Origin of the sequence: Novipirellula rosea (assembly GCF_039541335.1) — a bacterium.
In the GTDB taxonomy this organism is placed as follows: domain Bacteria; phylum Planctomycetota; class Planctomycetia; order Pirellulales; family Pirellulaceae; genus Novipirellula; species Novipirellula rosea.
This window is the reverse complement of the sequence record NZ_BAABGA010000054.1, coordinates 46,527-69,681: the sequence shown is the minus strand read 5'-3', so window position 1 is coordinate 69,681 and position 23,155 is coordinate 46,527. Positions and strand designations below refer to the sequence as shown.

Annotated in this window: 20 protein-coding genes; 6 read left to right on the top strand and 14 right to left on the bottom strand. The window is 54.2% G+C overall.

The features are described 5' to 3' along the window. Positions 1–51 precede the first annotated feature (51 nt). The gene (locus tag ABD971_RS21265) at positions 52–1,368 is read left to right on the top strand and encodes a citrate synthase (RefSeq protein ID WP_339938012.1); all 1,317 of its coding nucleotides are present in this window, start codon (positions 52–54) and stop codon (positions 1,366–1,368) included. A 147-nt stretch (positions 1,369–1,515) separates the two neighbouring features. Here the strand turns inward: ABD971_RS21265 and ABD971_RS21260 are convergent, their stop codons facing one another. The 4 genes from ABD971_RS21260 to efp all read right to left on the bottom strand — a co-directional run bounded on the left by ABD971_RS21260 (position 1,516) and on the right by efp (position 7,927). Beyond that, the gene (locus ABD971_RS21260) at positions 1,516–3,231 is read right to left on the bottom strand and encodes an FMN-binding protein (RefSeq protein ID WP_345325373.1); all 1,716 of its coding nucleotides are present in this window, start codon (positions 3,229–3,231) and stop codon (positions 1,516–1,518) included. Next, positions 3,231–5,528, bottom strand: coding sequence for an FAD-dependent oxidoreductase (locus ABD971_RS21255; protein ID WP_345325371.1), 2,298 nt, complete (start codon positions 5,526–5,528; stop codon positions 3,231–3,233). The genes ABD971_RS21260 and ABD971_RS21255 overlap by 1 nt, the downstream gene beginning before the upstream one ends. 202 nt (positions 5,529–5,730) lie before the next feature. Continuing rightward, positions 5,731–7,080: a magnesium transporter gene (mgtE, locus tag ABD971_RS21250; RefSeq protein WP_339938018.1), complete on the bottom strand. Its 1,350-nt coding sequence runs from the start codon at positions 7,078–7,080 to the stop codon at positions 5,731–5,733. Positions 7,081–7,357: 277 nt separating this feature from the next. Next, positions 7,358–7,927, bottom strand: a complete 570-nt coding sequence (gene efp, locus ABD971_RS21245; protein ID WP_339938020.1) for an elongation factor P — start codon at positions 7,925–7,927, stop codon at positions 7,358–7,360. Between the two features lie 87 nt (positions 7,928–8,014). Here efp and epmB point away from each other — a divergent pair, with 87 nt between their 5' ends. Both epmB and ABD971_RS21235 read left to right on the top strand, forming a co-directional pair. After that, the gene (epmB, locus tag ABD971_RS21240) at positions 8,015–9,163 is read left to right on the top strand and encodes an EF-P beta-lysylation protein EpmB (RefSeq protein ID WP_345325369.1); all 1,149 of its coding nucleotides are present in this window, start codon (positions 8,015–8,017) and stop codon (positions 9,161–9,163) included. Between the two features lie 26 nt (positions 9,164–9,189). Continuing rightward, positions 9,190–10,824, top strand: a complete 1,635-nt coding sequence (locus tag ABD971_RS21235) for an ABC transporter permease subunit (RefSeq protein ID WP_339938022.1) — start codon at positions 9,190–9,192, stop codon at positions 10,822–10,824. Positions 10,825–10,847: 23 nt separating this feature from the next. Here ABD971_RS21235 and ABD971_RS21230 read toward each other — a convergent pair whose 3' ends face one another. Together ABD971_RS21230 and ABD971_RS21225 are read right to left on the bottom strand one after the other, a co-directional pair. Beyond that, positions 10,848–11,267 (bottom strand): GreA/GreB family elongation factor, encoded by a 420-nt coding sequence (locus ABD971_RS21230; protein ID WP_339938024.1) that lies wholly within the window; start codon positions 11,265–11,267, stop codon positions 10,848–10,850. 205 nt (positions 11,268–11,472) lie between these two features. Further along, the gene (locus ABD971_RS21225; RefSeq protein WP_345325365.1) at positions 11,473–11,676 is read right to left on the bottom strand and encodes a hypothetical protein; all 204 of its coding nucleotides are present in this window, start codon (positions 11,674–11,676) and stop codon (positions 11,473–11,475) included. 60 nt (positions 11,677–11,736) lie between these two features. Between ABD971_RS21225 and ABD971_RS21220 the strand changes: the two genes are divergently transcribed. Both ABD971_RS21220 and ABD971_RS21215 read left to right on the top strand, forming a co-directional pair. Next, positions 11,737–12,783, top strand: coding sequence for a beta/alpha barrel domain-containing protein (locus ABD971_RS21220; RefSeq protein WP_345325363.1), 1,047 nt, complete (start codon positions 11,737–11,739; stop codon positions 12,781–12,783). Between the two features lie 689 nt (positions 12,784–13,472). Then, on the top strand, positions 13,473–13,907 hold the full coding sequence (locus ABD971_RS21215) for a hypothetical protein (RefSeq protein WP_345325361.1): 435 nt from the start codon (positions 13,473–13,475) through the stop codon (positions 13,905–13,907). A gap of 94 nt (positions 13,908–14,001) precedes the next feature. Here the strand turns inward: ABD971_RS21215 and ABD971_RS21210 are convergent, their stop codons facing one another. From ABD971_RS21210 to ABD971_RS21200, 3 genes are all read right to left on the bottom strand, one after another. Further along, positions 14,002–15,324 carry an NTP/NDP exchange transporter gene (locus ABD971_RS21210; RefSeq protein ID WP_345325359.1) on the bottom strand — a complete coding sequence of 441 codons (1,323 nt, stop codon included), beginning with the start codon at positions 15,322–15,324 and terminating at the stop codon, positions 14,002–14,004. Positions 15,325–15,407: 83 nt separating this feature from the next. Beyond that, positions 15,408–16,391: a peptidylprolyl isomerase gene (locus tag ABD971_RS21205; protein WP_345325357.1), complete on the bottom strand. Its 984-nt coding sequence runs from the start codon at positions 16,389–16,391 to the stop codon at positions 15,408–15,410. Continuing rightward, positions 16,388–17,680 carry a hypothetical protein gene (locus ABD971_RS21200; RefSeq protein ID WP_345325355.1) on the bottom strand — a complete coding sequence of 431 codons (1,293 nt, stop codon included), beginning with the start codon at positions 17,678–17,680 and terminating at the stop codon, positions 16,388–16,390. The genes ABD971_RS21205 and ABD971_RS21200 overlap by 4 nt, the downstream gene beginning before the upstream one ends. 124 nt (positions 17,681–17,804) lie before the next feature. On the opposite strand from ABD971_RS21200, the gene ABD971_RS21195 reads away from it, so the two are divergent. After that, the gene (locus tag ABD971_RS21195; RefSeq protein ID WP_345325353.1) at positions 17,805–18,893 is read left to right on the top strand and encodes a DUF1570 domain-containing protein; all 1,089 of its coding nucleotides are present in this window, start codon (positions 17,805–17,807) and stop codon (positions 18,891–18,893) included. A 157-nt stretch (positions 18,894–19,050) separates the two neighbouring features. Here ABD971_RS21195 and corA read toward each other — a convergent pair whose 3' ends face one another. From corA to dnaJ, 5 genes are all read right to left on the bottom strand, one after another. Continuing rightward, positions 19,051–20,166: a magnesium/cobalt transporter CorA gene (corA, locus tag ABD971_RS21190; RefSeq protein WP_339938038.1), complete on the bottom strand. Its 1,116-nt coding sequence runs from the start codon at positions 20,164–20,166 to the stop codon at positions 19,051–19,053. A gap of 107 nt (positions 20,167–20,273) precedes the next feature. Further along, on the bottom strand, positions 20,274–20,840 hold the full coding sequence (locus ABD971_RS21185) for an isochorismatase family protein (protein ID WP_345325350.1): 567 nt from the start codon (positions 20,838–20,840) through the stop codon (positions 20,274–20,276). 2 nt (positions 20,841–20,842) lie between these two features. After that, entirely contained in the window at positions 20,843–21,151 is a 309-nt protein-coding gene (locus ABD971_RS21180) for an FmdB family zinc ribbon protein (RefSeq protein ID WP_339938043.1), read from the bottom strand. A gap of 73 nt (positions 21,152–21,224) precedes the next feature. Next, complete coding sequence (grpE, locus tag ABD971_RS21175; protein ID WP_425571341.1) at positions 21,225–21,815, bottom strand: nucleotide exchange factor GrpE; 591 nt, start codon at positions 21,813–21,815, stop codon at positions 21,225–21,227. Beyond that, on the bottom strand, positions 21,812–22,963 hold the full coding sequence (gene dnaJ, locus ABD971_RS21170; RefSeq protein ID WP_345325345.1) for a molecular chaperone DnaJ: 1,152 nt from the start codon (positions 22,961–22,963) through the stop codon (positions 21,812–21,814). Before dnaJ ends, grpE begins: the two co-directional genes overlap by 4 nt. Positions 22,964–23,155: the final 192 nt, after the last annotated feature.

Genomic DNA, 23,155 nt, shown 5'->3' with positions numbered 1-23,155 from the left:
ATCCCGAGATCAAAACCATGCAATTAGCCCTCTCTCTACGCGGATTCGCAGATGAGCACCCCTCCCAAATTGGATACTAAAGAAGCCGGAGTCGCTAAGCTGTCGATCGAAGGCAGTGATATCGACTTCCCCGTCGTCGAAGGCTCCGAAGGGGAACGCGGAATCGACATCAGTCAGCTGCGAGCCAAAACCGGACTGATCACTCTGGACGACGGTTTCGTCAATACCGGCAGCACCAAGAGTGCGATTACGTTTCTTGACGGGGAAAAAGGAATTTTACGTTATCGCGGTTACCCGATCGAAGAACTCGCCAAACACTGCGACTTTGTCGAAACCGCGTTTTTGCTGATTTACGGCGAATTGCCCAACGCGTCTCAAGCCGAGATTTTCCGCGCCGGCATCCGCGACCATACCATGATCCACGAGGATATGCGGTCGTTCTACAACGGCTTCCCACGAGACGCGCACCCGATGGCGATCCTCAGCAGTGTGGTCGGCGCGCTTGCCACGTTCTACCAAGATTCGCTGAATCCGAACGATCCGGGCCAAGTCGAAATCTCGCTCTATAGACTGCTTGCCAAACTGCCGACGATCGCGGCTTACAGTTACAAGAAGTCGATGGGTCAACCGTTCATGTATCCGAACAATGACCTAAGTTATTGCGAAAACTTTTTGCACATGATGTTCGCGACGCCAGCCCGCGAATACATGGTCGATCCCGACTTCGCCGAAGCGCTGAACTTGTTGTTCATTGTCCACGCAGACCACGAACAAAACTGCAGTACATCGACGGTCCGCATGGTCGGCAGCAGCAATGCCAACCTGTTCGCTTCGATCTCAGCCGGTATCGGCGCGCTGTGGGGACCGCTGCACGGTGGAGCCAACGAAGCGTGTGTGAACATGCTCGAAACGATCGCCAAAGACGGCGGCAACGTGCAGAAATATGTCGACATGGCCAAAGACAAAGAAAACGGTTTCCGTTTGATGGGATTCGGTCACCGCGTCTACAAGAACTTTGACCCGCGGGCGAAAATCATTCGCGCCAGCTGCGACAAATTGCTCGCCAAGTTGCAATTGGATGACCCCTTGTTCGAAGTTGCCCAAAAGTTGGAAGAAGTGGCGCTGCAAGACGAGTACTTCATCGAGCGAAAACTGTATCCCAACGTCGACTTCTACTCGGGCGTGATCTACCGCGCCTTGGGGATCCCGATCCAGATGTTCACGGTACTGTTTGCAATTGGCCGATTGCCAGGCTGGATCGCCCACTGGGAAGAGATGCACAACAACCCATCGACCCGGATCAACCGTCCTCGCCAAATCTATACCGGTGCGACCGAACGCGCGTTCGTGCCAATCGAGCAACGCTAGACGCGTTTTACCGCCGATCAATCCGCGGTAGCGAAAGTCGCGAAGACTTTCGGCAGATGTGACTTCACCTCCCTAAAAGCTTTGCTTTTTGGGAGAGGGTCAGAACGGGCGGAGCAAGTTCTGGGTGGGGACTCTTCTCAAACCACACTAATGGCCGGTGCTCAGCCAAATCGCCAGTCCAAGATAGCCGAGCGCGACCCAGTCGCGGACCGTCCAGCGGTCGCTGCGTGCGTTGAATCGCAAATAGTCAAGCAATCTGCCGGTTGGACATCCGAATCGGCAATACGCCATCGGAACAAATAGCGAGGCGATGATTCCGACCACGAAGACCGCGATCGTGGCCCAACCCGCGATGCGAAACACGTAGGCGTCAAACGGCTCGATGTCGACCAAGCTAAATGGCAACGCCGCCATTGTCACCACCAGACACCACAACAGCAGAAGACCAGGCAATAACATCAAGAGCTTGGAAACCGAATGTCCAAGTTTGACTTGGTACCGGATCCGCCCTTTGATCAACTGCTGAACCGCCCCGTGCGGACACAGGTGCGAACAGTAGATATTTCGTTTGCTGAATAGCGGACAGGCAAAAGCCGCGATCACCAGCATCGTCAATCCAGGCGCCATTTGCAGCGGCACCCCATGCTTGGCCCATCCCGCAATCATCGCCTGCGATACCAAATTGCCGGCAATCAAGCCCAGGTAAACGATCAACATCAATTGGAACACGATCCGAACGCGTTTGTTGGCTCGTAGCGATGTCGACCCGATCACGATCGCGGCAACGATCACGATCATGGTGCCGATGTCATGCACTGAAATCTGGAACCCTGATCGACGCTTTGGGCGAGACGCTTCGAGTTCTACTTTTTCGCGATGTTTTTTCGCGGCTTCGACCACTCCGTCAGCCACCGCCATACTCGTCATCGTCGCCCCGGAAACCCCTTCGACTCGCATCTCATAAAGATCCGCCTCGGCGAGCTGCTGCAGTTTCATCTCATCAAACGTCGAGCGAAAATACGAGTCCTCGCGAACGTAGCCCACGTAAGGTTCGTTGTCGTACGATTTCCCAATCGCAATCCCGACCACCGCACCGTCGCGGTCCAAACCAATCAAAGTGTCCGTCGGGCCTTGATAGCCAACAACGTTGTCCGCCGCCGGCGAAGTGCGTAGTACTTGTCCGATCCGATCGCCGCCGGAATTGACGAACCAAACCGCCGCGTGCACCGCATTGGGTTCAATATGATCCGCATTGGGAAATAGCACTTTGACATCATCGAGCGACAGCGGCGTGGGAAAACGCAGCGAACCGACTTCGCCGCCCAAGCGGTGAATGATCGATTCTTGAATCGCCAAGCTGGTGAGTGTCGCGCCGGACACCGCATCGACAACGCCGACGCGACCGATCTCGTCTCGCGATTTTCCATCGAGCGAGGACATGAACTGCTCGTTTCGCTCGACTTCTAACAAATGGTCTCGCGTGTCTTCGCTCGAGAGGATCGAGATCCCGACGACACGATCCAGATCATCAAATCCGATCAAAACATTCGTCGGTCCGGAAAAACCGATGATGTGATCGCTTTCCGGAGAGGTCTGGACGACGTAACCGAGTGATTTGCCGTCCGCGTCGCTGACCGCCATCCGCCCATCGTCACTTGCCACGCCCGCCAGTGACGCCGCAGCGGGGAACAACGATACAACCTGGTCGACCGACAGATCGGCGATCGCGGTAACGCGGGCTGAAGAGCTCGCATATTGAAGATGAATCAAACCGATGATCGAAACAAACACCGCCAAGCGTGCGAGATGCACAACAAGGCGGCGAACTTGATATCGATCAGTGTTGACGGGATCCAGCGTCATTACTTGGCAGGAACCACACGAATCGCATCCGCGTGAACATTGCCGCTGCCGTCGGCCGAGAGCGTCACGGCACAATCTTCGCCACGTTTCAGCTCAAACGTGCCAAGCGAAATGAACAGGTCATCGACCGGTGGTGCTGCTTTCATATTCACCGTTTTAGTGACCACGTCGTCGCCCGTTTTGACTTCTACACGCACTTTATCGCTGCGGTTTTCATGCGACTGATAGGCAAGCATGATCTGATGTTTGCCTTGGGCAGGCGCGGCAAACTCAAACCGGATCGATGCATTTTTTCCGCTGCCGTAGAGATAGTGCGAACCAACGAATTTTGGCAAACCCGCTCCCTCGGTCCAACCGCCCGTCTTTTTCGCCTTGGTATCATCGATCACCAGACCGCTGATTTTTGCGGGGTCGATTCCGTGCCCTGAAGCTTTGCCGCTGGTTGGCAATCCGGTCGGCGGTGCCAATGGCAGCGCATCATCCGGCACAATGATCTCGCTCTTGACGGTTTCGCGGCGTGCCTTGCCCGGCAGCTTGAGCAGCTCGTCCATTTCCGACCAATACTTGCCATACACTTCGCGTGGCGTACAGTCGTGACGAACACAAACGCTGGCCGCCTTGCCGACGACTTCGCCCATCATCCCGCAAGTCCGCATCACTCGCACGGTCCCCAAAGCTTCGTGTGTCACGCTAATGCAACGCCCCGCCATGAACAGGTTCGAAATATTTCGCGAATAGAAAGTTCGGTAGGGCACCGGATAACCGTAATTGCGATCAATCCGTCGGTCATGAACCGCGACCGAGATAAACGGGTTATCGGGAAACTTTTTAGCGTACTGTTCTTTAGGATAGTGCAGATCGATCGACCACGTGCTGGGGACACAACCGTCGGGATAGGCGACTTTGTTCACCACATCGTCTTGCGTTAACACAATGTCACCCATCAAGCGACGCGATTCACGCGGACCGCCGATGTAGGCAACCCACGTCAGGTAGGCGTTCTTGTGCTTGTCCGCACCGTCGCCGTTTTTCATCGCGTTAAACGCACCATAGACCGCTCGCAAATTCCAATCGCGGATTGCTTCGGCATGCTTGATCGGGTCCTTATCAAATCCACTTTCCCAGAACCATTGACCGTGATGGTCACGTGGATAGGGGAAATCGTCCATGCTCAACTGCAGTGCCCATGGCGTTTCAGGAAATTCGGTAGGGCTGTCCGCTTCGTCCCACGCCCACATGTTACTCATGCCCATGCGGCCCTCGGGAGTCATTTCGCTATCAGCACCGGCGAGGAATCCGATCGTGGCATGGCCGGTGCAATCGGCAAACAGCGTTCCGGCAAAGCGGATTTGATCGCCGCTGCGAGTATCAAACGCCATCACGCTTTCGATTTGGTTATCTTTCGTTTCGACGTGATAGGCGTGATGGTTCAAGAACAGATCAATATTGGGTTCAGCCCGCACGATCGCTTCTTTCTTGGCATCTTCGAATTCTTCGTAGGTGCCCGGTGACTTGGTGGCGCTATCCGAGAATTCGGTCACAATTTCACCGACGCGAGGATAATTACCTCGGCGGACGTGCCCCATCGCCCAAACGCGAATTTCACTCGATCCGTTTCCGCCCAACACACCACGGTTTTGCACCAAGGCCACTTTGCAACCCATGCGTGCTGCGGAAATCGCGGTCCCCATGCCGGAGTAACCGCCACCGATGACGACGATGTCATAGCCACTTTTTTCGGTAGGCTTGTCGCCCAAACCGAGTTGTTTGCGACGCCACGGTCCTAAAACAGTTGATTCGTTAGGTGGCTCTGCGCCCGATTTCGTGAAATAAATCGCGTCACAGCGGCCATCGAACCCGGTTAGATCCTGCAGCGCCACCGTGGCGTTCGTGTCGTCGATTTCAATCGTTCCGCCAGGCTCCCAAAACCACTCGGCATTTTTGGTTCCGAAGGTGTGCTCGAGCGTCTTGCCGTTCACCGCGATTTGGAATTTGCCTGGAGCACCGGGGGCTTCCCAGCGAGCCACCCAGTCCTTGGTGCGCGCGAACACGTGGTACGTTCCCGTGCTCGGAAACTTAACCGTCGCTGTCGCATCTTCGACCGGTTTTCCCATCCCGTGGGCGATCATGTAGGGGGACCCCATTGTCATGATCGATTGGGTATCAAGTTTCCAACCGCCAGGCTCAGCGAAGCTTTCCGCCTCAATAAACACGGAGTCTTCGGCACTAGCGGGCGGAAGCGTTATCGCGGCTAACGCCATGGTGAGAGCCGTGAAAAGTTGTCGCACAAGCGTCATTATTGGCCTTGATGATTTCGTGAGGAGCGGAGGTGGGGAAACTAGCCCTCATTGTAATTATTCGCGGGCCAACTCACCACCGTTGAACTCGGTGAAGACGAGTAAGATCCTCGGTCGCTGGCGGTTTCGTTTTTTCGCTGCGCAAATTTCACTGCACAAAGCAGGGCGGCGATTGCAGAGGCGGCAACTGGCCCAGCAGCAACTAGCCCAGCAGCACGCGGCCGACATTGATATAGATCACGATGCCCAAGATGTCGACAATTCCGGCGACAAACGGATTGCTCATTAGCGCCGGGTCCAATCCCGCACGCTTGAACACGATCGGCAACGTCGCGCCACACATACATCCGCAGACGATAACCGCCAACAACGTGATCGGAATGACCAGCGCATCGCGAACCGAAGGAGCCACAAATACCGCGACGGCAAAGCCAATCAACGCCAAAAAACTGCCTAATAGCAACGACACAACGCTCTCGCGAATCAAGACGCGGTGCCAGTCACGGAACTTGACTTGACCGCTTGTCATCGCGGTGATGACCAACGTCGCCGATTGGCTGCCTGAATTACCACCTGCACTAATGATCAGCGGGATGAACCAGACCAACCAGACGAATTGCTGCAGTTCTTCTTCGTAGTGACGCAGCGCAAACGCGGTCAACAGCGCGGCAAAAAACAAAATCGTCAGCCAAATCCCTCGTTTCCACGACAGCGTCAGCAAACCGATGCGAAGAAAATCGTCTTCCAAGGGGGCCACCGCAGCAATCCGCTGGGCGTCCTCGGTCAATTCCTCACGTACGACATCGATCACATCATCATGCGTGATAATTCCGAGCAATCGCCGACTCGCATCGACCACGGGGATTGCTAACAAGTTGAATCGCTCGACTTTATGAGCCACCGATTCTTGGTCCTCGGTCACATTGGCGACGACGACATCGGTTTCCATCATGTCCCCGAGTGTTAATTCGGGATGCGCCAGCGACGAAACCAATTGCCGTGTCGAGACAATTCCGCGGAGCGAGTCGTCTTCGTCAACGACGTACAGGTAGTAGATCGTTTCGAGCTGGCTGGCCTGACGTCCCAATTCATCGAGCGCCTCACGAGCACTCAGTTTCTCGCCCAGCTTGGCGACCTCGGTCGTCATCAAACCGCCCGCGGTCTCGCCCTGATACGAACGAAGACGCTGGATGTTGCGACGATCTTGGACCGGCAACAGCGGCAGAATTTCTTGGACACGTTCGTCCGACAATTCTTGGATCAAGTCAACGCGATCGTCCGCCGGAATCTCTTCGACCAACGCCGCGACTTGCGACGGATCATGATCGCGAAGCATCTCTAATTGGCGTTCTTCATTGAAGTAGCCAAAAATCTCCGAGCGACGCGATGGCTCGGCATATTGCAGTACTTCCCACGCCTCTTCGTTGGAAAGCCCCTCCATAAACTCGGCGGTTCGCCCCGGGTTCAGCGTCGTGCAGAACTCTTCGAGCTCAGCCCGATTTTGCTCAGCCAACATTTCTCGTAATTCAGGAAGGAAGAGCGTGTTGACCATGGCAATTTATTCGAAAAAACGCAGCGATGCGTTCATTTCATAGGCATTAGAGATTTGAGAGATTTGTAAAAGACGCGGCTAAAAATAGAGTAAAAGCGAGAGACGCAGCGGCAGCCCTATCGGCAACCGCCGCGATCTCCCAACTTTCAGGGCTCAATAACTTTCAGGGCTCAATAAAAGGAGCTTTCAAGCGAGCTCGACGGCATCGCGAGATGTGCCGAAATCCTTGGCAGCGTTTGCGACCGAGCCATTCTGAAAACCCAATGGAGCAGTAGCCTTAGTTGCTGACGCGTTCGATATATTCGCCCGATCGCGTATCGATCTTGATCACGTTGCCTTCTTTGATGAATCCAGGCACGTTGAACTCCGCACCGGTTTCCACCTTCGCAGGCTTGGTGACGTTGGTCGCGGTGTCCCCCTTGGTGCCGGGAACGCATTCAATGACCTCCAATTCAACGTGATTTGGTGGTTCAACGATAATGGCGTTACCGTTGTACAGCGTCATTGCGCACGCCATGCCGTCCTTCAAATACTTCCAAATGTCGCCTGCAACGTCGCTGGTGACCTCGAACTGCTCGAACGACTCGTTGTGCATGAAAACGTAATCTTCACCGTTGCGATACAAAAATTGCACGTCGGTCGTTTCCACGTCTGCCGATTCGAGTGAGTCGCCGCCTTTGTAGGTGCGGTCAAGCGAGGTTCCACGGATCAAATTCTTCAGTTTGCATTTGTAAAGTGCGTTGCCTTTACCTGGTTTGACAAACATCATTTCAGTCATGATGTAAGGTTCACCATCAATTTGGACCTTAAGTCCTTTGCGGAAGTCACTTGTGTTATAAGTAGCCATAGACGACGGTCCCGTCTTTACGAGTCAATGTTTTCGAGGGATGGGGATTTTTTTAATTATTGATTGGTTGCATCCACTAGAAACTGAATGATCCAGGAAACTTCCCCTCGCGAATCGGACAAGTTCAATCCCGAGCCGGCTGAACCGCAAAACGACTCAGCACCCCAGCCTCAGGAGCAACCGGACCAGATTCTAACGCGATCGCGGGTTCTTGTCCCGCCCCGTCCTGAGCAGCTTTTCTCAGCCACAATCCAGCCCCCCAATCTCGCGGCGGTGGACTGGCAAACCGCGATGCGGACGGCGATTCGCAGCAGAAAACAGCTTCTCGAACGGCTGAATTTGCCCGCCGACACCGACGCAGGGCAGCTTGAGACGTTTCCAACCTTCGTGCCGCTCGAATTTTTAAGTCGAATCGCTCCGGGTGACCCCGACGACCCACTGCTTCGCCAAGTGCTGCCGATCGGCGACGAATTGGTCTTGGACCCTCATTTTGTCTCCGACCCCGTCGGGGACCTCGACTCGCTAGCCGCCGGGGGGGTGATTCACAAATATGACGGCCGCGTCCTGCTGATCGCATCAGGGGTCTGTGCGGTACATTGCCGGTACTGTTTTCGCCGCGAATTCCCCTATCAAGAAGCGGGTTCACGACGCGAAAACTGGGCTCCGGCTATCGAGTACGTCCAATCTCACCCCGACGTCGAAGAGGTCATCCTCAGCGGCGGCGACCCACTGACGCTGACCGATACCAAGCTTTTTGAATTGATCGACCAAATCGATGCGATCCCGCATGTTCGCCGAATTCGAATCCACACTCGATTGCCAATCGTGATCCCTCAACGTGTCACCGAAGCTCTCTGTAGCAAACTGAAAGAAACGCGTTCGGCAATTTGGTTCGTCGTGCACTGTAACCATGCCAATGAGTTAGACTCGTCGGTGATCGCTCGGATGGAGATGCTTGTTGACGCGGGAATTCCCGTTTTGAATCAAGCCGTCCTGCTACGTGGCGTGAACGATGACGAACAGACGTTGGTTGATCTGTGTATGAAATTGGTCAATCATCGCATCCAACCTTATTACTTGCATCAACTTGATCGCGTGCGAGGTACGAAGCACTTTGAAGTTCCGGTCCAGCAAGGACTTGAACTGATCAACCGCATCCGCAGCCGATTACCTGGCTACGCGGTCCCGACCTATGTCAGCGAACACGCAGGGCAACCGTCCAAGACGCCTCTCTAATTCCACACCGCTAGAATCATCCGACCATGTACGTTTTTGAAAATCCCGTTCTTCAACGTGAATTGCTGGGAAACCTGCGTACGAATCGTGCATTCTTTCTACTCGGACTCTATCAGCTGCTACTCGCAGCGGTCGTGTTGATGGCATGGCCAAGTGAACAACGTCTTGACCTTACGATCAGCCCGCCATCGGCAACGAAGCTGGTCAATTTATTTTTTCTTGGCCAATACGTGATCGCATCGTTGATGGCCCCCAGCTTTGCAGCCGGAACGATCACCGGAGAAAAAGAACGTCATACGTACGAGATGTTGTTGGCCAGTCCACTGCGTCCCGGTGCGATCGTGTTTGGAAAAATGGTCGCGAGTTTGACGCACCTGGGCATGCTGATTCTGGCTTCGCTACCGATCATCGTGCTCTGTCTTCCGCTGGGCGGCGTCAGCGTCTACGAAGTCTTGGCGGCCTATTTGGGGTTGATCGTTTCCGTGATCCTGTTCGGCGCGATCGGAGTGTTTTGCAGCAGCTATTTCTCGCGAACAAGCAGCTCGTTAGTCGTCAGCTACTTATTCATTCTGCCGCTGGTGATCGGAGCGATTCTGTTTTGGGCGTCGCTCGAAGGGCAGGGCGAATTGCGATTAAAACTCGCTCTGTTGGTGATTCCCGCGTTTGCACTCTCCGCCGTGATCTTGATGTGCTCGGCTGCCGCCGGGCGGATGCTTTATCCGCCTGATGTTGGCAGCGAAGGCAAGGAGGTGATCGATTTAGAGCGGGAAGCCGAAGAAGCCGTGGGGCTGGTGATCCAGCCTGATCAATTCCCCGACCGACTGTTCGCGCCGCCAAAGAAATCCGAGTTGATGGCCGATGGCGCGAACCCAGTCTATGACAAAGAAATCCATAGCGAGATTTTTGCTCAAGGCACCTTGATGCTGCGGCTGGTGATCCAAATCAGCATGCTGTTGGCGATCCCGATGATGGGCGTATTTTTGTTCTACATGGACGAAAAAATCGCATGGTTTTCGGTTTACGTGATCGTTTTCAATATGCTGGTCGGCCCCGTCTTTTTGGCGGGATCGATGACCAGCGAACGCGAACGTCAAACACTCGATTTGCTGTTAACGACCACGTTGACGCCCAGTCAAATTTTGTGGGGCAAATTTATCGTCGGCTTCCGCATCTCCGCCGTCTTGACCTGCTTCCTGTTATGGCCGCTGCTGCTTGGTGGCGTGCTGAACTACAGCTATTGGAGCAACTGGGCGAGCGTGCTGGGGATGTTTGCGATTGTTTTGATGGTCTGTTTGGTCAACGCCACCATCGCTCAACTGTGTTCGCTATTTCAGCGTAAAACTTCGATCGCACTGATGTCCACCTATATCGTGTTGCTGCTGCTGTACGTCGGCCCGCCCGCGATGACCGCGTTGATGACGATTCTGGAATTCCCTACCGAATCGATTCGTCGCGCCGAGTGGCTGGGCGTGACCAGCCCCTTCTCGGCGGCATTTTCATTGCCGCTTGACGGCAACCTGATCGAAGATGAAGAGGCAGTCGCCAACGTCGGAAACTTAAAAGTGGTGGTCGGGTACTTCGCCTTTAGCACGCTCTTACTCGCGGCGTCCGCCGTGGCCATGATCGCCCGTTTGCGTTCTCGCCAAGGTTTGTCGGAATAGAATTCGCCGGCGGCAATGGGCTGCTACAAATTGAAGGCGCCGATGCGTTCGGGTTGAAAGGTAATTTTTTCAACCTGCTTTCGATTCTGATGCCCCGAGACATGGCACGTCACGCTTTCTCCGACGCGGCATCCGAAGATCATCGTGCCAAGCGGCGAAAGAATCGACAATTTCCCTTCGGCAATACAAGCCTCTTCAGGATAAACCAGCGTGTAGGTATCGACTTCGTTCAGATCCAAATCAAGCAGCCGAATGGTCGAATTCATCGTGACGACATCCGGCATCATGTCTTGCGATTCCAGCACCACGGCTCGTTCAAGCCGGTCCTTGAATTCGCTCAGATGCGTTCGTTCGCCCCCGATTGCGATCACAAATTCGCTATTGAGCAGCGTTTTCAACCTTAGAGCATCGGAACGAGTCACAGCAAGAGTCGGAGAATTCATCATGGTTCGGTAGGGTTCTTTTTCAGTGAAAAATGTCTTTTCGCTTGCAAATCCCATTCGCGGTTGCGAAGAATGATTTGCAAGTCGGGTGATAGTCCTATTCATCACCCGCCGCAAACACTAAAGCAAGCGATGTGCCACATCGATATTTCGATCAACTTTGCGGCTGCATTAACTTTAAATGGACGTATTTAAGGCCTCATGATTAACTCCACTGTTCGTCTCGTCCTCCTGGATTGATCCCCCCACGACTCGTCGTGATGTCGCTGTTTGGTGTCGATGGCAACCGGCGTTGACGCGCCGAGGCTCGTATTATTCGTCCAGTCACCCCGCAGGCGGTTGGCCCTCTGTTTGCATCGGAGACGATCTGCTCGACTTCGCTCGCTTTGGCTCCACTCAGTTTTTTCACTTGCCGCCGTTCCGAGCCATTCCCTTTCTTCTTAAACCTCGCGTTCAACGGAGTGTTCTCATGCCACTCGATCTATCGACCAACTACGGCGGCCTGCTGCTACGTTCTCCCATCGTGGTCGGCGCTTGCCCACTGACCTTTAACACTCAGAATCGAATTGCGATCGAAAATGCTGGAGCAGGGGCGGTGGTACTTCCCTCGTTGTTAGAAGAGCACATCATTGCTTGGAAAGCAAAACAAGGTCACGCGTTGTCGTCACGCGATCTAAATCGAATCGACCCAGCGAATCCTGCCACACACGATGCAATGGCGGCGGATGTCGAAACCTATCTGTCGATCGTCAACCGAGCGAGCGTGCAATCGTCCATTCCCGTGATCGCCAGTCTGAACGGCGAAACCGATGGCGACTGGCTCGATTTTGCTGGCGAATTGCAAGCAGCGGGTGCGGATGCAATCGAGTTGAACGTCCATCACCGTCCGCTCTGCGAATATGACGCCCCACGCGATGTAGAAGACAATGTGGTGAATTTGGCGAGAACTTTAAGAGCCTCGATCACCGTTCCTCTGTTCGTCAAATTGCATCGTGAATACACCAGCGTCAGCCATCTCGCTCGACGACTACTCTCCGGAGTCCAAGGCTTGGTGTTGTATGCTCGTGACCCGCACCTCGATATCGTCTTGGACAATTGCCAACTGAGATCCGATTGGGGGCTTTCTCAACCGAGCGCAATCTCGGGAACACTGGCGGGTTTGTTGAGTGTGTATGGTTCGTGTCCAGCAATTTCGTTAGCGGGCGGAGGCGGAATTAGTGGTTGTGAAGATTTGATCAAAGTGCTGTTGGCTGGTGCCGACGTGGGAATGGTTGTTTCCGCCGTCTATCGCGAAGGTCCCGACATCATCCGCAGCATGCTCGCGGGATTAACCATGTATATGGAACAGCAGCAGTTGCGAACCCTCAATGAACTTCAAGCGAAACGGCCGCTTGAATTCAGCAGCCAAGAAGAACGTCGAAATTGTATCAATGGGCTGTCCTCTCAATCGGCCTTTGAAGGATACAACGCGAGTGCACCCACGATTCGTGGCGACCGCTGGGGACATCCGCTGTAAGACGAAACAAGATTCAGCACTGGTCAATCGACGTAAACAAGTCGTAACGAGCACAACGGTCCGGAGTCGCTTGGAATTTTGGGAGGGCTCACTGTGAAGATGCTGCGCAGACACTTTACTTGCAAGACGCAATGTTTGGTTGCCCCCCCTTTTAATAGCAAGATTAATATGATGCTTGCAAAAGGGGGGATGGCAAGCTGCCGCCTTCGAGAGATTCACACCTTGAAGAGATTGATCATGGGCACCTTAAAGTAGGTTGTAGCGTCGTTTACCATCGCCACTCTTACGGTTGCGTTACCTTCATCGACATAAGCGGATTGGCATTGTGCCTGCGGTGCGATCATGCACGTGAACTATCCGACCACTTGCCCTGTTTGTAACCGCCATCTGCCTAATTCGCCCCCCTCTTTCACTCCACCGCCAACCTCCAGGCCCCCGTCGTTCCCACCAAGGACGCCGACCGCTCCGGATTCAAGTGGACGCCAACGGCAACCCCATCAATAATGAGCCGAGTCAAGCCGCGGCGATTATTAGCGAGGACGTCAACGGTGAGGCGGCGTCGATGCTTGGCTCGGGCGGAGGCGACGATTTCGCCCCCACCGACGATACTGGCTGGCAAAACGGCCGCTCGAAACCGAGACCATCGAGACCGAATGAAATCGGCAACTTTCAATGGGCTGTAGTCCCGCATGAACAGGTTTATCCATATCCGTTCGAACAAATTCCCGATCCTTGCGGGTGAAAAGAAAGAGATAGCGAATGAAGGGATGTACGGCAAAGCGTTGGCCGAATACCTGAAATCAAAACTTGGCGATCGCGAATACGACACTCCATTTGTATGCTGCGAAGATTGGGGTTGGTGGATCGAAATAAAATCGGTCCCGTTCAAATTCGGAGTCTGTGTCTATTCCTCGATCAATGCGGACGAAGGATCAGAAGACTCAAATCCCACCGAATTTGCTTGCATCGAAGGAACCAGCGGGCTGCGGAATTGGAGCTGGAAGAAGATGCGTTTCATCGACACCGCTCCGTGGACCAACAAACTACACGAAGATCTGCTAGAGATTTTCAAGGCGGATAAGGACATCGAGATCGTTGGGACATCGGAAGAGTTTCCACTTTGAATGCGGGATTGGCATCCAGACTGGCCTACAACGACTGGCCTACGACGACTGGACTGCCACTGACAAATGGCCAATCGATTTGTCCCTCGCTGTGCTACTGCTTGGCGCGGCGTTCCTGGCTACGGCCAAGTCGCCATGCAATCACCAGCCAAACCGCGGTCAGCGGGACGGCATACCAATTCATAGCGGTTAAACTGGCCCCGAATTTTTGTAGTGCCCCGAACAATTGACTCGACAACGCGTCACCGCCACGCAGCACCACGGTGTCGATAAAACTCTTTGACTTGTACTTTTGCTCGCGACTGACCACCGTGAATAACACTTCTCGCGATGGCACGGTGATGCCATAAGCTCCGGCACGTGTGCAAATCATGATCACCATCAACACGCTCAACGTCGGCACACTGGCCAAGGCGGCGAAACCGCACAAATAGATCAGTGGCAACACCGACAGCGCCACGCTGATCCCCAGTCGCCGAAGAATCGTTCCAGCCACGGTCGTTTGCAACAACAACGTCATCAATTGTGTCCCCAAGTCGATCTTGGCGAAAAAGGCCGTCCGAGCCTCGCGTGACTCAATCGCGAGGTTCACGATATCGGCCTGCTGCAAATACAACTGGGTTGCAAACGCTTGGATTAAGAACAAAAACAAACAGATCGACGCTAAGTATCCGGAGCTCAACACCTGCGTGATCCCGGTCCACAGTCCGCCGCCCGTCGAACTCGCAGATCGCGAGTGATTCATGCCCGGCGTTTTCGCTTCCTCTGGGTCAACCAACTGATGCGAATTCAGCTCCAATCGCCATGCGCATGCTAATCCCAGTTCAAGCAACACCGCAGGGATCAGCAACAATGAATCGGTCGAGAGCCGGGTGGCCAGCAGCGATGTCAAAAACGAACCCGTAATCGCCCCCAACGTGCCTCCCGCAGCAATCAGCCCGAACAAACGTTTCGCTTGATTGCTGCGAAACAAATCGGCCAACACACTCCAAAACACGCTCGTCGCGAACAATGCAAAGACGTTGATCCAGATAAAGATGATACGTGCTGTCCAGATGTGAACCACATCGGATTCGACTTGCAATAAACTCCAAAACAGCAACAAACAGCCGGCAAAAAAATGATACACCACTCGCACAAGCCAGCGACGAGGCAGACGAGCCACGACGCCTGAGTAGACAGGAAGGGCCAACAGCATGGCTAGAAAAGTGATGAGAAACAAATGGGGCAGCTTTTCGGTCCCCCCTTCGATTCCCATCGTCTCGCGAATCGGGCGAATCGTGAAATAGCTAAGCAGAATGAAAAAGAACCAAGCAAATGCCCACACGACACATTTGATTTCGTGAGCTTCCACTCGCGTCCACCAGCGTCCGATCAAAGCGTCGTGCTCGCGGGTGGTATCAGGAGGACGGTTCACAGTTCAATGGGGCCCGAAACGAGAGAAGGTCGCCGGGTGTCGCCGACGTGCTAAGATTCCGACGTGCTTGATTTTGCGTGGGCTTAGTTTTCTTGCGAGGCAACGTCGAGGGATGGAGGTTCGAGGGACTTGATCAACCAAGATACTCGGGCGTCCTTTTGAGTCTGGATCAGATAATCGAAAAGCGCATTCGCAGCATCCCGTCGCAGCGGAGCTATGTCGTTCAAATCGTCAAACGTGATCGGTATTTCCTCGAACTGGTGGACCAACACCACATGCATCCCCAGGGGACTTTGCAGCGGATCACTGATTTCCCCCGGTTTCGTTGACCGCACCGCTTGCATGACACTTGTTGGCAAATCGCCATCCTTTTCGACCCACCCCATCATCCCGCCATCGCTGGCCGAAACCGAGTCGCTGTGATCGCGTGCCGCAGCGGCAAAGGCTTGACCGATGTCATCGGAATCGCGAATCTCGCGAACCAAGTTGGCAAGGCTGCTGCGGACGCTTTGCACCGCATCGCTATCGGAGGAGTCGACAGCTACGAAAATCTGAGACACTTCCCAACGTCCGCCGCCATAGTTTGCTTTGCGATTTTCAAAGAAGCGTTGCAGGTTCGCTTCGGTCAATCGGCTTTTCAAATATTGACCCCAGGAAATTTTAAAGTCGAGATCGTCACGCACCGCTTTTTCGGTAGAGAGTCGTTCTTTTGCATAACGTCCGAGGTCGCTGCCACGTCGCTTCAATTCACTCTCTAACGATTCCACTTGCCGATCGACGATTGCCGCAAGTGATTCGCCTGCTTGTTCATGTAACGCACGAAGCGCGAGGTGACGACGCACTAACAAGGCAGCGGTCGCTTGCTGAACGCGAATATCCACCTTGTTGACCTGGTTCACACCGAACCGTTCGACGAGCACCAAATTCAATTCGCCAAGAAAGATGGGTTCCCCATTGATCGCAGCGAACGGGTCCTCAGGTTTCCATCTGTCCTCGGCAAATGTCGTGGGGGAAACCACGATCATTGCGACGAGAAGTGTCAAGGCAATTTTTGGGAAATCAATCATGGCAGTTTAATGTCCTGCAGCACAAACGAGACTTCGTTGGAAACCACCGCGGTGGGTGACTCGTAAACGAGCGTTGATTCGCCAACCGAATCGCCTAAATCAAATAGGTAGCCGATCCCGACTCCGTTAGCGGTTTGCCGATAAACTTCGTAGCCCAGATGATCCGCACGTGAACCGTCGGCACGTTTGACATAGGCACTGTTTTCAAAAATCCACTGCCGGTGGCTTTCCAGCGACCGACCGGCATCGTCCAACGTGACGGCGACTCGGACTTCATGAATCGCCCCATTTTTTCGCACTTGCTCGAGCGTCACCTGCATCGCATCGAGCTTTACGTCCTTGCCCGGTTCGGAGAGCAGCAACTCGAACGTTTGACGTTTGCCGGGAAGGATGGCCTTGATGACGCCCGAGAGTGATTCAATTTCCCGTGGTTGGCCGGCAGGCAATTGCATCGGCAAATAGAACTCGCTGAAGGCAATTTCGCTATTGGTGGCAATGTCGATGGTCTCGCCGGATTCTTGGGGTTTTAACATCGCTCCGTCATCGAGTTTGCCCCGCAATTGAGCGATCGGAATGGTCAACCCAATGGGAGTCGTTTTGGGTTCCCAGCTAATTTCCATACTGATATTCAGTGCACTCAGCTTCGGACGATTCAAAACGCGGCGTGAGTTCACCGACGTCGGCTCGATCCGATAGACGCCGGTGTACGCGGCCGAGTCGACACGTGAGGGTCGATCGGGTTCGCGCCGGACAATTTGCAGCGTCTCGCGATCGCCGCCATAAAAATTGATGTCAAGATTGGCTTGATCAAGAACTAAATCCAATGCATGCCAGAATGTCAGCGGCGTTGCGACCGCTTGGATCGCCGTCGACTCGTCACCGTCGAATTCAAATTCGATTCCACTGTCGCGGCTGATCGCCTCGAGTGCTTCGCCGACGGTTTTAGCATCCCCGAGGCGGACGGAAATCCCCAATGATTCCACTTCGGTTTGAGTACGCAGCGAAAACAACGCCTTGCGAACACGCGTCAGCCGTTCGGATGCCTCGATCGACATCCCCGTTTTGTTCTCGGGCAGATACTGCAGCACGTCAGGGCCCGCTTGAATCAACGCATTCTCAGCGGCTTTGCGCTTGGCCAAACTTGAAGCATCGAGTTCGTCGACCCATTCGAGCACATCGGACTTCAAGTCACGGGCAGGTTCTTGAGCGAATCCCCCTAGCGAGAACGAGAAGGCTAACAGCACCCCCAGCCCCCCACGCCGAAGTACCGTCACAATTGTTTTGATCATCATTTTCGTTACCGTTGATTTAACGAACGTCCTGCATCACCCCAGTCAATTGTGGGCTTAGTCCCGATTCTAACCTACGTTTGCACTGCTCGCTCACCCTCAGTGCACAGACAGGACCGAATTGATGGCTTCCTCGCGAACCCGTTTTCTAACACTCACTTTCATCCCGCTGCTGATCACATCCGCCTGTAATTCAGCAACGGGTCAAGTCAGTGGATTGATCGAATTTTCCGAATCGGGGCGGCTTCAGCGAGGCGTTCCCCTGGTTTCTCTCGCGCGGGAAATCGTCGTTATGGGACGCGATGGATGGCTGCATTCGATCGATCCGCTGCAACCGGAGACAAAATTCAAATCGCTCGACGGCCAATACGAACCGCTCTCAGCACCTGAGCTGCGAAATCAACTTCGCGCCGAATTTGGCAAGGATTTTGAAGTCATCGCGACTCAAAACTTTTTAGTGGTTCAACCGCTAGGGCGTGGCGACCGCTGGGCAAAACTATTCGAGCAATCGCACCGTGGTTTTGTTTCTTACATGAGCAAACGAGGCGTCAAAATTCGCCAAGGACGATTCCCGATGGTCGCCATCGTGTTTCCTGATCGCGGCGAGATGTATGACGCCTTCAAAAAACAGAAAATTGACGTTTCCCGAGTTGCCGGCATCTATTCCAACAACAGCAACCGAGTCATGACGCACGACGCAGGACACCTTGCCTCGATCGTGGCAACGGTGCGTCACGAAGCGGCGCATCAGTCGGCGTTCAACACCGGCGTCCATAGTCGTTTAAACGACACTCCGAAATGGATCACCGAAGGGATCGGACAACTGTTTGAACCCGCGGCGGTGACGACATCGACCACCGCGGCGCTACGACGCCAACGTGTCAACGAAGACAGTTTGCAGGTCTTGAAGAAATCCTATCCAGGCAAAAACAACGCCGAGTTCACACAAGCCGTTTTGAATCTCGTCAGCGGTGACGAAATGTTCACAAACGAAGACCAAGTCGTGAACGCCTACTCGGTCGCATGGGCGATGATGTTCTATCTTGCCGAACGACAGCCACGCGAGTTCGCGGCCATCCTGAATCACACAGCGTTGCGCCGTCCCTTTGCCGTGTATCAACGTGATGAACGAAAAGCCGATTTCGAAGAGGTGATCGGAATGGATCCATACGAGTTCAGCAAACGTGTGAGTTGGTTCTTGGATTCGCTGTAAGCATCGTCGGAGTAATTACTGACGTAGCGGAACTCGTCAAGAGTTTCGACCAGCCTGGAAAACGAAAGTCTTGACGACTTCCGCTACGGGATAACCCGTCACTTATTGTTCCGACGATGCTAAGCAGGTTGGCAAACGGATAGCCGGACGCTCGATTTCAACGTCGCAACCAACCGCGACGGTAGAACACCCACAACATTCCCGTCGCCATGCCTACCATCAGCATCAGCGCCATTGGATAGCCCCACTGCCAACGTGTTTCGGGCATGTTCCACGGTGACCGACTGCTATCGAAATTCATTCCGTAGACCCCTGCGACAAACGACATCGGAATGAAAATGGTCGAGATCAATGTCAGCAAACGCATCACGTCGTTGGTGCGTTGGCTAAGGCTGGTGAAATAGAGATCGCGCAAATCGGTAACAACTTCGCGAAACGATTCGGTGACGTCCAACAGATGGCTGGCGTGATCTAAGCAGTCGCGAAGAAAGAGCCGCGTGTCCTCGCTAAACCGCCCCTCCGATTCTTGGATCAATCGCTGCAACGTCTCGCGATGACCATACGCGGTTTTTCGCAGGTAGGCGAGTTCGCGTTTCGCATCGCGAATCTGCATTTGTTCTTGTGGCCCAGGCGAATCGGTCACGTCATCTTCGAGTTTTTCTAACATCCGGCCGTACTGTTCCAACAGTGGAAAGTACGCGTCTAGTAGTGCGTCGATCAAGCAATACATCAGATAATCAGCCGGTTGGCTGCGAATCCGCCCCAGCGATTGCCGAATCCGTCGTCGCACCGGTTCAAAGGAATCTCCCGCACGCTCCTGGAACGAGATCAACGTATTGCCGCTGAGCACCAAGGAAACCTGTTCCAAATGCAGCGGAATCTCCTGGTCCGTCATCCTCAGGATGACCACGACGCGGCCTTTGATCGTATCGACCTTAGGTCGCTGGTGCGTATGAATGATGTCCTCGAGCAGCAGCGGGTGAATCTCAAAACATTCGCCGATCGCTTCGATCGTTTTGTGATCCGCCAGCCCGACTACGTTGATCCACTGGGTTCCTGAAGCGACGTCGACGAGCGACGATGCCTCCACCGTCTCGTCTTCTTGCAACGTCGCTTGATCAAAATAGATTCTCTCGACATGCGTAGGAGCCGCGTTCTTGCTCGATCGCAGTTTCCCCGGCACCGAACCCACTCGGGTACGTCGCTGGAACGGATGATAAAACCGTTTGCGAAAATTGATTCGCCGCGGGGTAGGTAGCTCAGCTTGATCCACAGAAATTGCCTTCGACGTGCCACACGGTTTTCACCAATGCTATCCGTTTCCCAGACAAGATGCGAATGCACGGCGGAATCAAGCCGCAATCATTCCGTTTGACGCAACTAGCGTCGTTTTTTGACCAGCTGGCTAATCGCCTTGAACTGCGGATGCAGCGAGGTTCCGACCCACTCGAACATTACCGATTCGACGGTGGTGATCGTCGCTCCGGCCATCTCCATTCGCTCGATCGCGATTTCATGATCGCGGCCATGTCGCGCGGCAACCGCCTCGGCAACCACGAACGGGCGAAATCCTTCGGCGATCAAATCCAACACGGTTTGCAACACACACACGTGCGTCTCGATTCCCGTAATCACAATTTGATCGCGTGCCTGCTTCGCCCAAGATTCAAGTGCATCACGGCAAACCGTGGCGCTAAACGCACGTTTGGGTTCGGGCGAATCAAACACATCACCCAGCGGATGAACCAGACCGCCGAGCCGCTCGGGGTACTGAACCGTGGCGGCGTGTGGCACGTCCAACAACTTCGCCGCTTCGACCAACCGCATCGTTTGCTCGACAACGGCGTCGCCCGAGGGGACGACGGGCACCAATTTTTCTTGCAGGTCAATGACCCACAAGGCACTGCGGTCCGCAGACAATCGTAGAGGCGAAGGGACGTGCGGCATCGTTAGGAATCGCTTTTAGGCTTCGCGGGCTTGCTCGCCTTGGACTCGCTTTTCGAAGCTTTTGATTCGCTTTTACTCGAACTGCTTGTCGACGATTTATCCGCTTTCGCGGCCTTCTTGTATCCTTCGCTGCGGTAATCGGTTTGATAGAACCCGCTGCCTTTAAACACAATCGCGGCCCCCGCACCGAACAAGCGTTTCAGCTTGTTCTTCTTGCACTCAGGACATTTCTTTTCAACCGGATCATTGATCCCTTGAAAGAGCTCCATGGTGTGGCCGCAGGCGTCGCACTCATAATCGTAAGTTGGCATAAAAAGTTGCCTTGAAAGATGGACCAGGTTAGGAACGTTGAAATGCAAGGGGCGAAGGTCGTTTCCGCGATTCTTAGTTCGCGGGCGTTTCACTCGCAGGTCCCGTGCTGACAATGACTTGGCTTGGACGAATCACACGGTCATGCATTTGGAATCCAGTGACCGCAACATGAGCCACCGTCCCTGCGGCGTGTTCATCGCTCGGCATTTGCGAGATGGCTTCATGGTAGTTTGGATCAAACAATTCGCCCGCTGCAGGGATCTCGCGAATTTGATATTTCGCAAGCGTATCATCGAGTTGCTTGGCGACCATCGCAACACCGTCACGCAACCCATCGGACTCGCTGGCCGTACCTGCGGCTTCGATGGCGCGGTGTAAATTATCGCGCACTTGTAGCAAATCGTTGACTAATGGGACCGCTGCGTAACGCAATTGATCTTCGAAGTCGCGACGCATCCGTTTGCGAAAATTCTCGGCTTCGGCTTGGGCTTGCAAAACCCGCTTTTCGGCCGATTCGGACGAAGCTCGCAAACGCTCCATTTCTTCATCGCGACTTTCGACCGCAGCGTTATCGTCTTGCATCCCTTCGCCTTCGTGCACGGCATCCATTGCGTCAATCTCTTCTTGTGATTTGTTTTCTTCTTCGTTCATGTTTCGATTCAAGTTTCTTGAGGTTGTGCATCGGGGTCAAAAAACGTTCGGAGCTTTTCCAAAAACGATTTGCGATGAGGCAACACCGTTTCATGTTCAAGTTCCGCTAATTCGCGAAGCAATCGTTCTTGCTCGCTCGAGAGTTTCTTTGGTACTTCGATCATGACTTGGATCAACAGGTCGCCAGCACGTCCGCCTCGAGGATCCAAAATACCTTTGCCGCGAAGCGTAAAAACGTCCCCGTTTTGCGTTCCCGCATCGACGCGAAGCGACTCGGGGCCATCCAGGGTAGGAACTTCTATCTCGGCTCCCAAAGCAGCCTGCGTATACGAGATCGGCAACTGCAAAATCAAGTGAACGCCATCGCGTTTAAACAACGCATGCGGCAACACGGAAATGAAACAATAGCAGTCACCCGGAGGTCCGCCATCGGGGCTTGCTTCGCCTTCGCCTTGCAAGCGAACTCGCATTCCATCGTCGACTCCCGCAGGAATTTCGACGGTCAATTCGGCTTTTTCGTTTTGCAGTCCTGCGCCACGGCAATCGGCACAGGGTTGGCTGATTTGCTGGCCCGTACCATGGCAATGCGGACATGCGGTTTGCACACGCAGGATGCCCGCAGATTGGATCACTTGGCCGCGGCCTCCACAGGTAGCGCAGGCCTCGGGCTTGCTGCCGGGCGCGGCTCCGCTGCCCTCGCAAGTCACACAGCGAATTCGTCGACGAAACGAGATATCTTTGCTCACGCCGCGGGCGGCTTCTTCGAGCGTCAGCGTGACGTTGCAGCGAATATCGGCACCGCGACGCGATCGCCGCCGGCCTCCGCCGCCACCACCACGCGATCCAAACAGATCGCCAAACATCCCGCCGCCAAACAGGTCGCCGAAGGCTTCGAAGATATCTTCGACATCGTGCGATTGATGGGCCATGCCGTCGACACCGGCGTGTCCATAACGGTCATAGCGTTCACGCTTGGCTTGATCGCTTAGGATTTCGTAGGCCTCGGATGCCTCTTTGAACATCTCGACGGCGTTGTCGTCGTTTTTATTACTATCAGGATGATACTTGATCGCCAGCTTTCGATAAGCGCGATCAAGTTCCTGTTTGGTCACAGTGCGAGCCACCCCGAGGACGGCGTAATAATCGCGTTTTTCAGCCATAACAGCGGCAACATTATCCAGAACAAAAAATCAGACGAGCCAACACAGCGACTCCCGCTGCATTCCGAACCAGATTCCATCCGGTCCTGATATCAAATCAGGCCGTCCGCCCGATTGGCGACGACCCGATTCGATTCTTATCAATCATTGTGCTTCGACAACCCGTGCGGCAACCCCTTCAATCCAAGGTGT

Excerpts from the sequence above, each read along its gene's own strand:
- ABD971_RS21265 (WP_339938012.1), top strand. The coding sequence starts at position 52 with ATGAGCACCCCTCCCAAATTGGATACTAAAGAAGCCGGAGTCGCTAAG.
- ABD971_RS21260 (WP_345325373.1), bottom strand. The coding sequence starts at position 3,231 with ATGACGCTGGATCCCGTCAACACTGATCGATATCAAGTTCGCCGCCTT.
- ABD971_RS21255 (WP_345325371.1), bottom strand. The coding sequence starts at position 5,528 with ATGACGCTTGTGCGACAACTTTTCACGGCTCTCACCATGGCGTTAGCC.
- mgtE (WP_339938018.1), bottom strand. The coding sequence starts at position 7,080 with ATGGTCAACACGCTCTTCCTTCCTGAATTACGAGAAATGTTGGCTGAG.
- efp (WP_339938020.1), bottom strand. The coding sequence starts at position 7,927 with ATGGCTACTTATAACACAAGTGACTTCCGCAAAGGACTTAAGGTCCAA.
- epmB (WP_345325369.1), top strand. The coding sequence starts at position 8,015 with ATGATCCAGGAAACTTCCCCTCGCGAATCGGACAAGTTCAATCCCGAG.
- ABD971_RS21235 (WP_339938022.1), top strand. The coding sequence starts at position 9,190 with ATGTACGTTTTTGAAAATCCCGTTCTTCAACGTGAATTGCTGGGAAAC.
- ABD971_RS21230 (WP_339938024.1), bottom strand. The coding sequence starts at position 11,267 with ATGAATTCTCCGACTCTTGCTGTGACTCGTTCCGATGCTCTAAGGTTG.
- ABD971_RS21220 (WP_345325363.1), top strand. The coding sequence starts at position 11,737 with ATGCCACTCGATCTATCGACCAACTACGGCGGCCTGCTGCTACGTTCT.
- ABD971_RS21215 (WP_345325361.1), top strand. The coding sequence starts at position 13,473 with ATGAACAGGTTTATCCATATCCGTTCGAACAAATTCCCGATCCTTGCG.
- ABD971_RS21205 (WP_345325357.1), bottom strand. The coding sequence starts at position 16,391 with ATGATTGATTTCCCAAAAATTGCCTTGACACTTCTCGTCGCAATGATC.
- ABD971_RS21200 (WP_345325355.1), bottom strand. The coding sequence starts at position 17,680 with ATGATCAAAACAATTGTGACGGTACTTCGGCGTGGGGGGCTGGGGGTG.
- ABD971_RS21195 (WP_345325353.1), top strand. The coding sequence starts at position 17,805 with ATGGCTTCCTCGCGAACCCGTTTTCTAACACTCACTTTCATCCCGCTG.
- ABD971_RS21185 (WP_345325350.1), bottom strand. The coding sequence starts at position 20,840 with ATGCCGCACGTCCCTTCGCCTCTACGATTGTCTGCGGACCGCAGTGCC.
- ABD971_RS21180 (WP_339938043.1), bottom strand. The coding sequence starts at position 21,151 with ATGCCAACTTACGATTATGAGTGCGACGCCTGCGGCCACACCATGGAG.
- dnaJ (WP_345325345.1), bottom strand. The coding sequence starts at position 22,963 with ATGGCTGAAAAACGCGATTATTACGCCGTCCTCGGGGTGGCTCGCACT.